A 14386-nucleotide genomic window follows, 5' to 3' on the forward strand; every position below is an offset into this window, starting at 1 on the left:
GACTAAAGGTCGTCTGGCATTATGCCGGACGACTTTTTGTTTTTTCGGCATTTAAAAGTATAGACAAATTTTAGTTTTGATGGTTTTCTTATAGCCAATGGGTGGAAATTAAGTGTGGTTATGGATAAGTTGACTTATTATTTATACAAGTTTTTTGTCGCGACGATGAAGCTCGTGCCAATGAAGTCTCTTTATGTTTTCGGGTATCCGATTTATTTATTGATTCATAAAGTATTCAGGTATCGAAAAGGAGTAATTAGCAAAAACTTGCGAAATTCATTCCCTGAAAAAAGTGAAGAGGAATTGAAAGAATTGGAGAAGCAAGTGTATGTGAATACCTCGGATTTGCTTCTAGAAACGATAAAAGGAACAGGGATTCGCAGAAATGTGCTTCAGGAAAGATTCAAGATCAAACAACTTGATGTGTTGAATCATTTCGCTCAGCAAGGACGATCAGCGATATTTGTCGGTGGGCATACCGGCAATTGGGAATGGGCCGCATTGGCTTTAGGCCTTCAAGCTGAGTGCGAGCCAGTGATTATTTATAGAGAGCTTTCCAATAAGCTCATAGACGAAGAATTTCGTCAGGAACGGAAAATGTGGGGAAGCAGAATGGTTTCAACCAAAGAAACTCGTACCATATTTTCTGAAAAGTCCGATGCCCCTACCATCTACATTATGTTGTCTGACCAATCACCTGTAAGACCTCATAAAGCTCATTGGGTCAATTTCCTTAATCAAGAGACTGGTTTTATACATGGTTTTGAATTGCAAGCAAGGAGATATAATTTGCCCGTGCTTTTCTTTGACATTCATAGAACTTCTAGAGGCTACTACGAATGCAATATTGAAATTTTAGCCGAAGATCCGACTATTTATAAGACGGGTGAGTTAACAGCTCTTTATGCCAAAAGGCTTGAAAAAGCGATTAATGAGCATCCGGCGGATTACCTATGGACTCATAATCGTTGGAAGAAAAAGCGGCCAGAAAATAAGCCCTTGATTCAAAATTAGTCTTTTCTCTGATAGATTTTTTGGTTTAGCCACTCTAGATCATAAAATCATGAATGCAAACTGTCTAAATTCATGTTGTTAAGCATTAATCATATTAGATATTAAGATGGAGATACAGAAAATTTTTGAGAACAACGAGCAGTGGGTGGCTGATAAGCTGAGTGTGGATAAAAACTATTTCGAAAACTTAGCCAAGGGACAAAGTCCCGAGGTGCTTTACATTGGTTGTTCGGATAGCCGTGTTACAGCAGAAGATTTGATGGGAGCTGAACCGGGTGAGGTTTTCGTGCATAGAAATATCGCCAATATGGTTCCTAATACGGACTTGAATGCTATGTCGGTGATTAACTATGCTATTACGCATTTAAAAGTCAAGCATGTTGTGGTATGCGGACATTATAACTGCGGAGGAGTCAAGGCGGCTATGGAGCCGGTGGATTTAGGCTTGCTGAACCCGTGGTTGAGAAATGTCAGGGATGTTTACAGACTGCACAAGACAGAGCTTAATAGTATAGAGGATGAGCATAAGAGATATGATAGGTTGGTAGAGTTGAATGTTAAAGAGCAGTGTATGAATATTGTCAAAACAGCTGCATTTCAGGTTGCTTACAAGAGTAGGAATGTGACTGTTCATGGTTGGGTATTTGATATTAAAACAGGTAAGATCATTGACTTGAAGATCGATTTTGAAAAAATGCTCAATAATGTGATGGAACTGTATAAGTTATCATAATTGAAAAGCGATAGATTAAAGAAATTCGAGCGAAGGTGATTATATTGCCTTCGCTTTTATTTAATAGAATGATATGAAGAATAACGATATACTAAGAAGGCTTAGATACACATTTGATATGGGTGATGATGAGATGATGCGTACTTTTGCTTTGGCAGGTAAGGATGTGTCAAGGTCTTTGGTTAGCGACTGGTTGAAAAAAGATGATCACGAAGAGCATGTGGAGATGCTGGATAAGGATTTGGCAGTTTTTCTGAATGGCATGATCATCGCCAGACGTGGCATGAAAGATGGTGAAATTCCCAAGCCAGAGAAATCGTTAAATAATAATCAAGTATTCAGAAAACTCAAGATAGCGTTAAGCATGAGAGATGAGGATATTTTGGAAATATTTAAATTGGTGAAATTCGACGTGGGAAGACATGAGCTTAGCGCGATATTTCGAAATCCGAAGCAAAGCCAGTATCGAAAATGCAAAGATCAGTTTTTGAGAAATTTCCTATTGGGACTCCAACAAAAGAATAAGCGGGACATTGTGAAATAGGCGAGTATTAAAAAGATTCGTTAAGGCCGATTTGAAAATTCGTATTATCACGTCCAAATGATACGTCAAAAGATAAGTTGATTTTGAATTGTTTGAACAGCTTATGCCTTACGCCAAAGCCATATGAGGGCAGTTCCATGCCTTGATGAAAATTGTGAACTTGATCGAATAACCATCCATAGCCAACGAAGCCAACAACTCCCCATCTTTGCGCGAACATCCATCTGTATTCAGCTTGAAGGGTCATGATACTGTTGTCAATATAGTTTCCAGTGATGTAGCCTTTTAGAACGGATGAGCCTCCCGGTGAGGCTTTTTCATGCAAAGGCAAAGATCCCCAGCCAAGTTGAGTATGAAGCTTGTAAGCCAATATCATATTGTCCGTGCCATTTAATGATATATAATTTGATAAATTGAAATTGAATTTGTCAAAGCCGTATGGAGACATGTGAGAATTGATAAGGTTTTGATAATTCATATTGATAAAAAAACCAGAGGATGGGAAAAAAATGTCGTTCCGGCTATCGTATGATACTTTTAATCCAATGGAGTTGTACCAATGATAATCTTCATCTTTGTTTTGCTCGCTGCTCTCATTGAGATAGTTTGAATTAAAGAGCAAACCGCCGTAGAAGTTGTTGAAAATCTTTCGAAGCACGGTTATATTGGAAGAAAAACCGCTGAAATACAAGTTTTGAGGATTTTCAACTCCGCTGCTTTTCAAGTTTTTCATTTTCATATTCAGATATCCAGCATATCCATCGATCCAGAAAGCATTACGGTTTGTGTAAATTGTACTTTTGATTCCAGTGATGTACGATCCTTTGAAATTAAGAAAGCCCAAGCCTTGTATGGTGGAAGGGTTGGTAGTAGAGTCCATTTTAGGGTTTTTGTATACGATCATTGGAAGTATAGCTATTCCCGCTCCAAATGAAGGATTAAAAGTAGGCGCTGGGATTATTCCGACATCTTTGCTTAGCGCTTCCACTACCATTGAGTCGATCGCTTCTATGCCATTCGCAATTTGTTTTGTGACGGGCTTTTGAGCTATTGTGCTGAAATGAATAGTAAGCACAATGATAAATGTCGTAATGAAATATTTGGCCATTGGGGACAGAAAAAGTATAACCTTCTTAACGATGCCACACTTGTCAAATTGTCCTTGGCTAGTATGATTTATGCGGGGAATAGTTTTAATTGTGATTAAGCTTTTGTATCTATCGATTTAAATATTTCAAAATGATCATTTATCGCAAAGAATTCAAGCTTTATGACAAATCGGTGTTGGGTGGAGTAGTACTTAAGCCGCCATTTACTGCTAGTGCTTCCTTGGAAGGAGAAGCGCGAGTAGTATTTGTTCTTAAAGGTAAGTCAAAGTTTTATTCGCCTGTTGGAAGTTTTGAATTGTCTGAAGGAGATGTGGTAATCATGAAATGCGAGAATTTTATCAATCGTTGGCAAGTGAACGGAGATGATGAAGATGCCGAAGTGATGATTATGCAGTTATATCCAGATGTGTTGAATAAAGTTTATGACAATAGGCTGCCTGAAGTGTTGAAAACAGCTGGAAAGTTAACGTCTCAAGCTTTAATGAAAGTGGATAGTGGTTTGTTGGTGAAAGAATTTTTTAATGGCTTGAGAGTTTGCATAGAACATGACCATGTGATTAACGAGGAATTTCTTAAGCTCAAGATTCAAGAATTGATTTTGCTTTTGACTGCTGAAGATGCTTCTGGAGATGTCAGGCAGATATTAGGTGAGCTTTTCTTGTCAAGAGAATATGAATTTAGGGATATTATTCATACTCACATTTATGAGGATTTGAGATTGGAGGATTTGGCATTTTTCGCGGGCATGAGCTTGTCAACATTCAAGCGAAAATTCAGATCCGTATTTGGAGACAGTCCTGCTCAGTATATTAAATCAAAAAGGCTTTCGGAGGCCAAAAGGCTGTTGGATATTACAAATCGAAGAGTTTCGGAGATTGCTTTTGACTGCGGATTTAATGATATCAGTTATTTTTCTAAATCGTTTAGCGCTGAATATGGGTATCCGCCTTCTGAGTATCGCAAATCGATGGTTTAGTATTTAATTGTTGAATTTTTAAAATTAATCAATGTTGTATGTGCTAATTAAGTATTTATTTCGTTAATAATTGTAATTTTTATTTTTGGATTGAAAATGATGCAAGATTCTTTGTCCAATGGATTTTGCATTGATAGATATAGGATTAAATTTGTAATAACAATAACAGGAAAGTTTTTATTATGAAAAGGAAGAACATTTTATCATTAACAAAGAGATTATTTTTTGGAGTATTAGCATTTGGCTTTATTATGACTTCTTGCAATAAGAGCAAGGATAAGTCAACTGAAGAGCAAGTTGAGAACGTTGTGGAGCAAGAGCCTGTTGCTGAAGCTCAGCCAGAAAAAATAGAGGAAGCTCAACCAGTAGAGAAAGTTCAGGAAAAGGTAGAAGAAAAGCCGGTAGTCAAAAAAGAAAAGAAAAAAGAGCCAGCTCCCCAAAAGCCTAAGAAAGAAGTAGTTGCTCAAAAGCCGGTTGAGAAACCTAAGGAAGAAAAAGTTGAAGAGCCTGTAAAGCCTAAGACTTATACGCTAAGAGCTGGAAATACTGTTGACATTGCCTTGACGCAAGAGGTTTCTACTGCAGATAAACAAGTAGGCGATGAGTTTACAGCTAAAACGACAAGAGCGCTTTACCTTTCGGATGACATTACTATTCCTGCGGGATCAAAAGTAGTCGGTAAAGTCACTAAGGTTCAAAACGAGAAGAAGCTTGGAGGAAAATCCCATATCGAAGTAACTTTGGCAAGCATTAATTTCAATGGCCAAAGCTATAAATTATCAAGCGATGCTATTTATTTTGAAGGAAAAAATAAGACTGGAGATACAGCGATCAAAGCTGGAGCGGGTGCTGCTATAGGTGCTGCCATTGGTGCTATCGCTGCCAAAAAAGAAAATAATGGCAAAGGTGCGGCAATTGGCGCTGGAGTTGGAGCCGCTGCTGGAGTTGGAGCCGCTGCTTTGGGCAAGAAAGGATCATATGTTTTGACAGATGGCCAAGAGATATCATTCAAGTTGAAAGGAGATACGAAAATAGAGATTTAATTTGACAAGTTTTTTCTTGTCAGACATTTAAAATGAAGCGGCACATCTATTGTGTCGCTTTTTTTATGATTTTTCATTAATAAATTAATTTAAATTCTTTAAATCTTTTGGTTTTGAAGAGTTTTACTCATTTTTTACATCCATAAACTATACTATAGAGGCATGAAGGAAATTTTGGAAGTGTTCAAAGCGTATTCGGACTATGAAGTATCGGCTTATTACGCATTTTTGTACAATATATTGCCTTCGCATTTGAGGACGATGATTCCCTTGGAAGCGAATAAGGAGAACATGGGAAGTGTATTGGCTTTGCTTGACTTGGAAAAGGAAGGCTATGAAATATTGATTAAAAATTGGAGCACTGATGATAGCAGAGATTCTGATATCAGCGAGGATTATGCTTATCAAGTTTTGTTTCAAAGCTCCACGCAAAATACTTTGATTTGGGTGAACTTGAGCCATGACGATCTTAGCGTTGATTTTTTCTATGACATTAAAGATCAACAGGCAGAGCAATGGATCTTGGATGCGAATCAGAGGCTCAGGAAAACATTTGGGGAAAAGAAGCTTCCTGTTTTCAATGTATTGACGAAGTCAAAAAGCAATGGATTCCATATGAGAGAAGTGAAAATGGACGTTCCTTCTATGAGTATTTCAGAGTATTATAACGATGATTTCGCTCAAGTGGATCAGGCTATTCACTCGTCGATGGGCAAGAAGAAGTCTGGTCTGATATTATTGCATGGCGACCCGGGAACAGGCAAGACGTCGTATATTAAAAACTTGATCAAAACTTATGACAAGACGAAGTTCATCTTTGTGCAAAATGAATTTGTAAGCGAATTGTTGAACCCTGATTTTATCTCGTTTTTGCTGGAAAATAAAGATTCGGTTTTGATCATTGAAGATGCTGAGAAAGTCATTACTTCAAGAGATTATGCAAGTGAGCGTTCGATAGTATCCACTATTTTGCAACTTACCGATGGCCTATTTAGCGACTTTTTAAATATTAAAATCGTCTGCACTTTCAACACTGGTATTGATAAAATTGATCAAGCATTATTAAGAAAAGGCCGAATGATCGCTTTTTATTGCTTTAAGCCGCTAGCCAAAGAGAAAGCTCAGAAGTTGATTTCCGATTTGGGGCATGCTTCTGAAGCAGTGGAGGATGATATGACATTGGCTAATATCTTTAATTATGCTGAGGAAAATTTTGAGTCAGGAGCTCAGCAAAAAAGAAAAATAGGTTTTTAGCCTCTAGATTTCCAATGCAAGAATTTCAGTATCAATGAAAAGTGTATGACCGCAAGAGATTTGTATAAGCTGTAAAATAGTAGTGAACATTAAATTTGTAATGTTCACTAAAACTTATAATTATGGCGGAAAAATGGAATTTGAATCAAATGCCAATGCAGTCTGGCAAGAGGTTTTTGATCACTGGGGCTAATAGCGGCTTGGGCTATGGTACGGCCAAGGCTTTGGCAAAAAGCGGCGCGGAAGTAATCATGACCGCAAGAAGCCTTGATAAAGGAAATACCGCTTTGGAATCGATAAAAAGAGAAGTTCCAAATGCCAAGCTTAAATTAATGATGTTGGATTTAGCGGATTTGAATTCCGTTAAAGGTTTTGTGGACAAATATGAAGATGAGCTCGGAGCAATAGATGTTTTGATCAATAATGCGGGCGTAATGCTTCCCCAATCTCGCAAGACAACTCAACAAGGTTTTGAATTGCAGTTTGGAACGAATCATTTAGGTCATTTTGCATTTACGAAATATTTGTTGCCATTTTTGGAAAAAGCGACGAATCCTAGAGTAGTGACCTTAAGCAGCTTGGTGGCTAAGATGAGGCCCGCTAAAATCTATTGGGATGATATGCAGTGGGAAAGAAGTTATGATGATATGGCGGCTTATTCTCAGAGCAAGTTGGCGAATATGATGTTTGGTCTTGAATTGAACGATTTGCTTGTAAATAGAGGCAGTAATATTTCCTCATTGCTGGCTCATCCTGGTTATACCGCGACTAATCTTCAACAACATATGGGATTGCAAGGCAAGATCATGAACTTTTTGCTGGCACAGAATGTCGAAATGGGCATATTGCCGACGTTGCGAGCTGCTACAGACCCAAATGCGAAAAGCGGAGAGTATTACGGACCAAATCGCATGAATGAATGGAGAGGATACCCGACAATCAGTACGCCAAATGATTTGGCTATGGAAAAACTGCAACGCAAGAGACTTTGGGAAAGAAGCGAGAAACTTACAGGAGTTCGGTATTGATTTTCGTTATCAAGAGTAAAGAATAAATGTTTTTGAGATGAAAGATATTGTGAATTTAAGTACAGTCTCCGAGTTGATGGACTTTTATGCATCGAAAAAGCCACTGCATCCATTGATTGCAGTGGTGGATTTGGCGGAAGTGGGTATTCCTGAGTCTATGTTGGGTGTCGGAGTTAATGCTGCTCTTTATTCTATTACCATGAAAGTCAAAACACCGGGGATTAAAGTGAAGTACGGTAGAACGAATATAGATTTTGCCGAAGGTTGTTTATATGGATTGTCTCCGGGACAGGTGATGAGAGTGGAGGAGAGCGCTGACGTTGGAGAGTTTGAGGGATGGACTTTGTTCTTTCATCCAGATTTGGTTTCTGGCAGCGAGTTGGCTCATAAAATTAAAGGATATGGATTTTTTTCATATGAAACGAACGAAGCCTTGCACTTGTCAGTGAGAGAAAAAGAAACATTGAATGAGATTGTGAGGAGGATTAAGGAAGAGTATAGTTCCAATATAGATGAGCATAGCAGAGAAGTGCTTATATCAAGCATAAGTTTGATGCTGAACTATATTCAGAGATATTATAATCGACAGTTTCTAACTAGAAAGTCCACTAATACGAATATTCTTCAAAAATTTGAGCGAAAATTGGATGAGCTTTTGAATCCAGAATATTTAAAGGAAAAAGGACTGCCGACGGTTAGTTTTTTAGCCGCCGAGCTTAATTTGTCTCCAAGCTATCTTACGGATTTGATGAAAAGAGAAACGGGCAAGAATGTGCAGGAGGTGATGCATTACCATTTGTTAGAGCAGGCCAAGAATTTGCTTTTGAGTTCGGATATGACCATTGCCGAGATCTCTTATGAATTAGGCTTTGAGTATCCACCATACTTTAGCAGGTTGTTTAAAAAGAAAACAGGCATGACGCCTTCAGCATACAGAATGAGTGTTAATTAAATCGCATGATGGACTTTTTGGCTAGATATGCTTTCGATTTTCGCCAAGTTGAAAAACAAATGCCCACAGGCAAATCTATGGCGACAGTTTTTGGATCTGCTCGAGTAAATGAGGGAACTTATGATTATGAAAACGCCTATGCTATTGGCAGAGAGCTTGCGTTGCATGGCTATTCAGTAGTTACTGGAGGAGGAAAAGGGATCATGGAAGCCGCAAACAAAGGTGCTTTTGAAACTGCAAACTCTAATGCCGAATCAATAGGTATTTGCTTGAAGCAGTACAAGGAGCAGGAGCCTAATAAATTTTTGGATATTGAAATTCAGTCAGAAGTACTTGAGGTTCGCAAGCATTTTTTGATTTATTCATCAAGACTTTTGATTGCAATGCCTGGAGGTTTCGGAACATTGGATGAGCTTTCCGAAGTCCTTGCATTAAAGCGAAAGGGGTTGCTGAAGGAAACCAAGCTTATTTTGATGCATCGTGAATTTTGGAGTTCAATTGATAAATGGATGGAAGAGTGTCTTGGTTTGAACTATTTATCACCTCATGAACGCAGCAATATGCTTACCATATTGGATACCCCGAGTGAAATTAAAGGATATTTATAACAAAGTAAGAGCAAGCAATTTTCAGTTGCTTGCTCTTGTCTTTTATAATTGATGGGAAATTTCGTGTTCTTTTTATATCACTATAATATAGCGCTTGCTTTTGAGCTTTGACCAGCAATGAGCTATAGTCAGTATAAATCTGTTGTAAAAACGTTTTATGTCTTAACGTTGCTTTATCTCTTCAATTAGAGCATTTTATCTATCTTAAAATTACCTAATTAATAATTTTAAACCGAAAAAAGAGTCGATTTTTAACGTTTTTTTATCGAAAACGTTTTCGGTTTGTCTTTTATCTTGTTGGCAATTGTATAATAGTTGTTTGGGAAATGACCGAACAAAAAAAGCGCTTGACTAAATTGCCAAGCGCTTTCAATATTATCGAGAATTTAGATTCTTTACTTTGCTGGATTAGGTCCCATAGTGATTTCCAAAAGACCTCCATCTTTAATCTCATTATGATGGAAGAAAAGTTTTTCTAATGCTTTTCCATTGATTTTAACGGACTGCACGTACTTGTTCTTTTTGCTATTGTTGTTGACAATAACTTTGAATGTTCCTTCTTTGATGCTTACTTCAGCTTCATCCACCACAGGACGGCCAATAGTGTAAGTAGGATCTCCAGGAGCTACTTGATAGAAGCCTATTGCGTTAAGAATATACCAAGCTGACATCTGTCCTACATCTTCATTACCGCAAATGCCTTCCGGTGTTGGAGCATAGTAATGATACATTACAGAATCGATGATTTGCTGTGTTTTATATTCTTTGTTAATATAGTTGTACAAGAATGCTGTATGATGGCTAGGCTCATTTCCATGAGCGTATTGACCGATAAGTCCTGTGATATCCGCAGAAGCATGCTCGCCTTCAATCTCAGAAGAAGTGCTGAAAAGCGTGTCTAATTTTGCTTCGAATATATCATTGCCACCCATTAAGCTAGCCAATCCTTCTACATCATGAGGCACAAACCAAGTCCATTGCCAAGAATTCCCTTCAGTGAAGTCTCCGAATTCATGATCGGAAAGTTTTGGGCTGAATGGAGTTCTCCACGAGCCATCATATAGTTTTCCTCTCATGAAGCCAGTAGACTCGTCGAAATAATGCTCATAAGCCTTGCCTCTTTTTGAGTATGTTTCATACAAGTCGTCATTTCCAGACAGTTTGGCCATTTGAGCAATACACCAGTCATAATAAGCATTTTCCAAACCATAAGACACCGACTCGCTGCATGAATCAGCCGGGATATAACCCATTGTATTCATGAAGTAATTATGTCTAGGCATCACTCTATCAGCTCTTGGCTCGATTTTGCCTTCTACTCTGTCAGGATGATATTCAGAGCTTATGATTGAAGCTTCCAAAGCTTTGTCAAGACCTTCAGTGATGATGCCTTTAGTATATGCGTCAGCGATTACAGAAACAGCAGGATATCCAACCATTGTTCCAGTGTAGTTCGCTGACAAAGGCCATTTAGGCAGAATGCCACCTTCTTTATATTTTTGCATTAGTGAATTCACATAATCCTTCGCTCTGTCTTCATCAATGATCGTCATCAATGGGTGAAGTGCTCTGAACGTATCCCAAAGTGAGAATACGGTGTAATTAGTGAAGTCATTGGTTTGGTGAATATTTTTATCAATACCTCTGTATCTTCCATCTACATCATGGTAGATCATTGGTTGGATATTGGCATGGTACAAGGCCGTGTAGAAATTGGTTTTAACATCCTTGTCATCTGATTTGATTTTTATTTTTCCAAGAAGGTTTTCCCATGATGACGAAGCGTCGGCTTTAACTCGGTCAAATTCCCAACCAGGAAGCTCAGCCATCATATTTTGTTGTGCACCTTCCATGTCAACTGCGGAGATAGACACTTTTACCATCAAGTCTTTTTTGTCGGAATTGCCAAAATCAAGGAAAAGTCTGATGTTTTTGCCGTCCGCTTTCTTTGCGTCGGTTTTTCCTTCGCCTGTCCAGATTTCATGAGCAGTGAAAGGCTCGGAAAATTTAGCATAAAAGTATACATGATCATCCGCTGCCCAACCTGTGGAAATATGCTTGCCACGGATAGTTGTGTCATTGATGATTTCTAGCTCTGCTTCTTTGGTTACGCATCCCCAGCTGACTTGCAAGGTATGAGTGATGTCAAACATTACTTGTCGCTTGGCATTGGATGGGTATGTATAGCGATGTATTCCGACTCTTGGTGTTGTCGTTAGCTCGGCTTGAACTCCATCGTTCATTTTTACTTGATAGTAACCAGCTTCGGCATGTTCGTTTTCTTTTTCGAAATAGGTGAACATGTCTTCTTTTGCCTTAGGCTCGCCTGTGAAAGGAAGCACAAGGATGTCACCCATATCTCCAATACCAGTACCACTCAGGTGAGTATGGCTGAAGCCTAGGATAGTGCTGTCTGTATAATGATACCCACTGCAAGCATCCCATCCTTCGATTCTAGTATCGGGACTTAATTGTACCATTCCGGACGGCACTACAGCACCAGGGAAAGTATGCCCATGAAAGCCTGTTCCTATGAAAGGATCGACATATTGATTGGGATTTTCAAAGTTTGTCGCTTGAGATTCCTTAGCGCTAGTACATGCAGTTGCAAATGCGATAAGGACGAGAATAAAATAGCGTATATTGAGTTTTCTCATTGGTATTGGATTAAATTGGGTAGCGAACCCTACTCATTTTGGATGAGTAGGGATTGATATTATGGATATATTGGTTTGCCTTCGTATTCAAATTTGCCTTTCAATCTTATGTCTTTAGATGAAGAGCCTATATGCACATTGAAAGCGCCTGGTTCCACAACTTTTTTCATGTCCATTCCGATCAGATAAAGATCTTGAGGGGTCAATTCAAATGTTATGGTTTTGCTTTCATTAGGTTTGAGGTGCACTCTGTCAAAACCTCTTAATTGCCATTCATATTGAATTACAGAAGAGAATTCATCATTGTAATACAATTGAACAACCTCGTCACCAGCCTTGTCGCTTGAATTTGTAACATCAAAGCTAACGATGACTTTGCCATTTTCATCTGTCATCTGATTATCGATTTTCAGATTGCTATAAATGAATTTGCTATATGAAAGCCCGTAACCGAATTCGTAAAGTTCTGTGACAATTCGGCTATTTCCAGTGCCGTTAGGTCCTTCTTGAGCTTGTCCCGCTTGAGACCATGGCTTGTAAGGGAAGTTCAACTCGATCTGACCAACTGATCTAGGCCAAGTAACCGCTAGTTTTCCACCTGGATTATAATCTCCAAATAAAGTTTCAGCGATAGCTTTTCCTCCAAATTCACTTGGGAATCCAGCGGTAAGAATGGCATCGGATTCTCTATTTAGATAATTTATGGAAATAGGCCTAGCATTGATCAAAACTGTCACAACGGGTTTTCCTGTGCCAATCATTGCTTTAGCCAATTCTTGTTGTCTGTCTGGAAGATCTAAGCTTGATCGCGTCAAGTTCTCTCCAACCATTGATTCGTCTTCGCCTAAGAACAGAATGATAATGTCGCTGTCTTCGGCTTTTCTTTCAGCATCTTTGATCATTCCCTCTTCTTTTTCTGTCAGAGGATTTGGATATACTTCCGAGTCAGGCCATCTGCTGTCATATAGTTCAGATCCTTTGGCATAATCCAATTCTACACCTGTTCCTTTTAAATATTCCGCTATGCCCGCATATCCTGACTGAACATCAAGCTCCAAAGCACCATAGCGACTGATAGAACTGCTTGTTTGCTTTGCTGTAGGTCCAACGACAAGCACTTTTTTAAGGTCGTTTTTTGATAGAGGCAATGTCCCTTCTTCATTTTTGAGCAAAACGATTGCTTCTTTGGACGCTTGAAGAGAAAGAGCTTCATGCTCTTGGCTTCTTACGATATCTGTTCCTTTTTCATCTCTGTAGGGGACGTCGAACAAACCTTCCCAGAATTTATTGTAAAGAACAGCATAGACTCTTTCATTGATCGTTTCTTCGGATATTTTTCCTTCCGCGATCAATTCCCTCAACGGATTAACAAAGTTAGCAGGGTGGTTGAAGGTTGTTCTAATATTAAGGCCGGCCTCCACGCATTGTCTTACAGACTCTTTGTAGTTTTCAGCTGTTCTGTGCTTCGACCAAGGATAGGCGGCTGCGTCGGAATCCGAAACAACAGCTCCTTTCATCCCATATTCAGTTCTTAGAAGATCAGTTAAGAAATATTTGCTGGTGATCACTGGCACGCCATCATAATCATTGTATGAAGCCATGGCGCCAATCGCGTTTGCTTCTTTGATTGTTCTTTCAAAAGGATACAGGTAAATATGATGCATCTCTCTGAATGAAACGTGAGGGTCTGTTCTTGCCAAGCCATCTCTTGCTCCTTTAGGCGAGGAGTAAACCGCAAAGTGTTTTAAAGTAGCCGCGACTTGCTGGCTTTGCATCCCATTGACAAAGTTGATGCTATATTCAGCCATCAAATATGGATCTTCAGTAAAGCTTTCAACAACTCTTCCCCATCTTTGGTCTCTGACTACATCAATTACAGGAGCGTACACATTATGATAGCCTAGAGCGTAAGCTTCTTTTCCTACCATTTCTCCTGATTTTCTCATTAATTCACGATTCCATGTGGTTCCCATCGCGCTTTCTGAAGGAAGGGAAGTCGCCTTGCTATGGTTCAAGCCTCTTATGCCTTCATTGGAGAACTCGACAGGAATCCCAAGACGCGTTTCCTCCACGAAGAATTTTTGTATTTGGTTCAATGCCCATACATGCTTGTCGTAAGGCAATTTGTATTTTGCTCCCTCGAAAACACCATTGGAAGGCTCGTCAATATTTCCTAGTCCATCCGCCCAGAGCTCATTTTTCCACTCTGGAGTGGGCAATTCATCTTTGGCAACACGACCATAACCATAAAGAGTAACCATTTGAGCGGTTTTCTCTTCGATAGTCATTTGGTTGATAAGATCCCATATTCTGGTGTCAATATCTTGAGTAGGATCTTCATATATATCTTTCTTGCCGTTTTTATTAAAATCTATCCAGCCTTTTTGATACATGTCCGCATTTTGAGCGAAACCAGCCGTAGATATTAACAGGCAGAAAGCTAGCAGTCGGATTTTCATATTCGTCAA

At 39.0% G+C, this 14386-nt stretch carries 12 protein-coding genes; 9 read left to right on the forward strand and 3 right to left on the reverse strand.

Annotation, left to right across the window (positions count from 1 at the left end):
- Positions 1-120: 120 nt before the first annotated feature.
- The 3 genes from AABK36_RS01255 to AABK36_RS01265 all read left to right on the forward strand — a co-directional run bounded on the left by AABK36_RS01255 (position 121) and on the right by AABK36_RS01265 (position 2291).
- Complete coding sequence (locus tag AABK36_RS01255) at positions 121-1014, forward strand: lysophospholipid acyltransferase family protein (RefSeq protein WP_309937207.1); 894 nt, start codon at positions 121-123, stop codon at positions 1012-1014.
- A 106-nt stretch (positions 1015-1120) separates the two neighbouring features.
- Entirely contained in the window at positions 1121-1747 is a 627-nt protein-coding gene (locus AABK36_RS01260) for a carbonic anhydrase (RefSeq protein ID WP_309937208.1), read from the forward strand.
- A gap of 73 nt (positions 1748-1820) precedes the next feature.
- On the forward strand, positions 1821-2291 hold the full coding sequence (locus AABK36_RS01265) for a YehS family protein (RefSeq protein ID WP_309937209.1): 471 nt from the start codon (positions 1821-1823) through the stop codon (positions 2289-2291).
- 7 nt (positions 2292-2298) lie between these two features.
- Here AABK36_RS01265 and AABK36_RS01270 read toward each other — a convergent pair whose 3' ends face one another.
- On the reverse strand, positions 2299-3399 hold the full coding sequence (locus AABK36_RS01270) for a BamA/TamA family outer membrane protein (RefSeq protein ID WP_309937210.1): 1101 nt from the start codon (positions 3397-3399) through the stop codon (positions 2299-2301).
- Between the two features lie 131 nt (positions 3400-3530).
- Between AABK36_RS01270 and AABK36_RS01275 the strand changes: the two genes are divergently transcribed.
- From AABK36_RS01275 to AABK36_RS01300, 6 genes are all read left to right on the forward strand, one after another.
- The gene (locus AABK36_RS01275) at positions 3531-4376 is read left to right on the forward strand and encodes a helix-turn-helix domain-containing protein (RefSeq protein ID WP_309937211.1); all 846 of its coding nucleotides are present in this window, start codon (positions 3531-3533) and stop codon (positions 4374-4376) included.
- Between the two features lie 182 nt (positions 4377-4558).
- Positions 4559-5419, forward strand: a complete 861-nt coding sequence (locus AABK36_RS01280) for a hypothetical protein (protein WP_309937212.1) — start codon at positions 4559-4561, stop codon at positions 5417-5419.
- A 162-nt stretch (positions 5420-5581) separates the two neighbouring features.
- A complete protein-coding gene (locus AABK36_RS01285; protein WP_309937213.1) occupies positions 5582-6673 on the forward strand; it encodes an AAA family ATPase in 1092 nt (363 codons plus the stop codon).
- Positions 6674-6795: 122 nt separating this feature from the next.
- Positions 6796-7701, forward strand: coding sequence for an oxidoreductase (locus tag AABK36_RS01290; RefSeq protein WP_309937214.1), 906 nt, complete (start codon positions 6796-6798; stop codon positions 7699-7701).
- 37 nt (positions 7702-7738) lie between these two features.
- Positions 7739-8653, forward strand: a complete 915-nt coding sequence (locus AABK36_RS01295) for a helix-turn-helix domain-containing protein (RefSeq protein ID WP_309937215.1) — start codon at positions 7739-7741, stop codon at positions 8651-8653.
- A gap of 5 nt (positions 8654-8658) precedes the next feature.
- Positions 8659-9261, forward strand: coding sequence for an LOG family protein (locus tag AABK36_RS01300; RefSeq protein ID WP_309937216.1), 603 nt, complete (start codon positions 8659-8661; stop codon positions 9259-9261).
- Positions 9262-9656: 395 nt separating this feature from the next.
- On the opposite strand, the gene AABK36_RS01305 is transcribed toward AABK36_RS01300, so the two are convergent.
- Together AABK36_RS01305 and AABK36_RS01310 are read right to left on the reverse strand one after the other, a co-directional pair.
- Positions 9657-11918 carry a GH92 family glycosyl hydrolase gene (locus AABK36_RS01305; RefSeq protein ID WP_309937217.1) on the reverse strand — a complete coding sequence of 754 codons (2262 nt, stop codon included), beginning with the start codon at positions 11916-11918 and terminating at the stop codon, positions 9657-9659.
- Positions 11919-11977: 59 nt separating this feature from the next.
- On the reverse strand, positions 11978-14377 hold the full coding sequence (locus tag AABK36_RS01310; RefSeq protein WP_309937218.1) for a glycoside hydrolase family 3 N-terminal domain-containing protein: 2400 nt from the start codon (positions 14375-14377) through the stop codon (positions 11978-11980).
- Positions 14378-14386 lie beyond the last annotated feature (9 nt).

Source organism: Aureibacter tunicatorum (genome assembly GCF_036492635.1).
GTDB lineage: Bacteria > Bacteroidota > Bacteroidia > Cytophagales > Cyclobacteriaceae > Aureibacter > Aureibacter tunicatorum.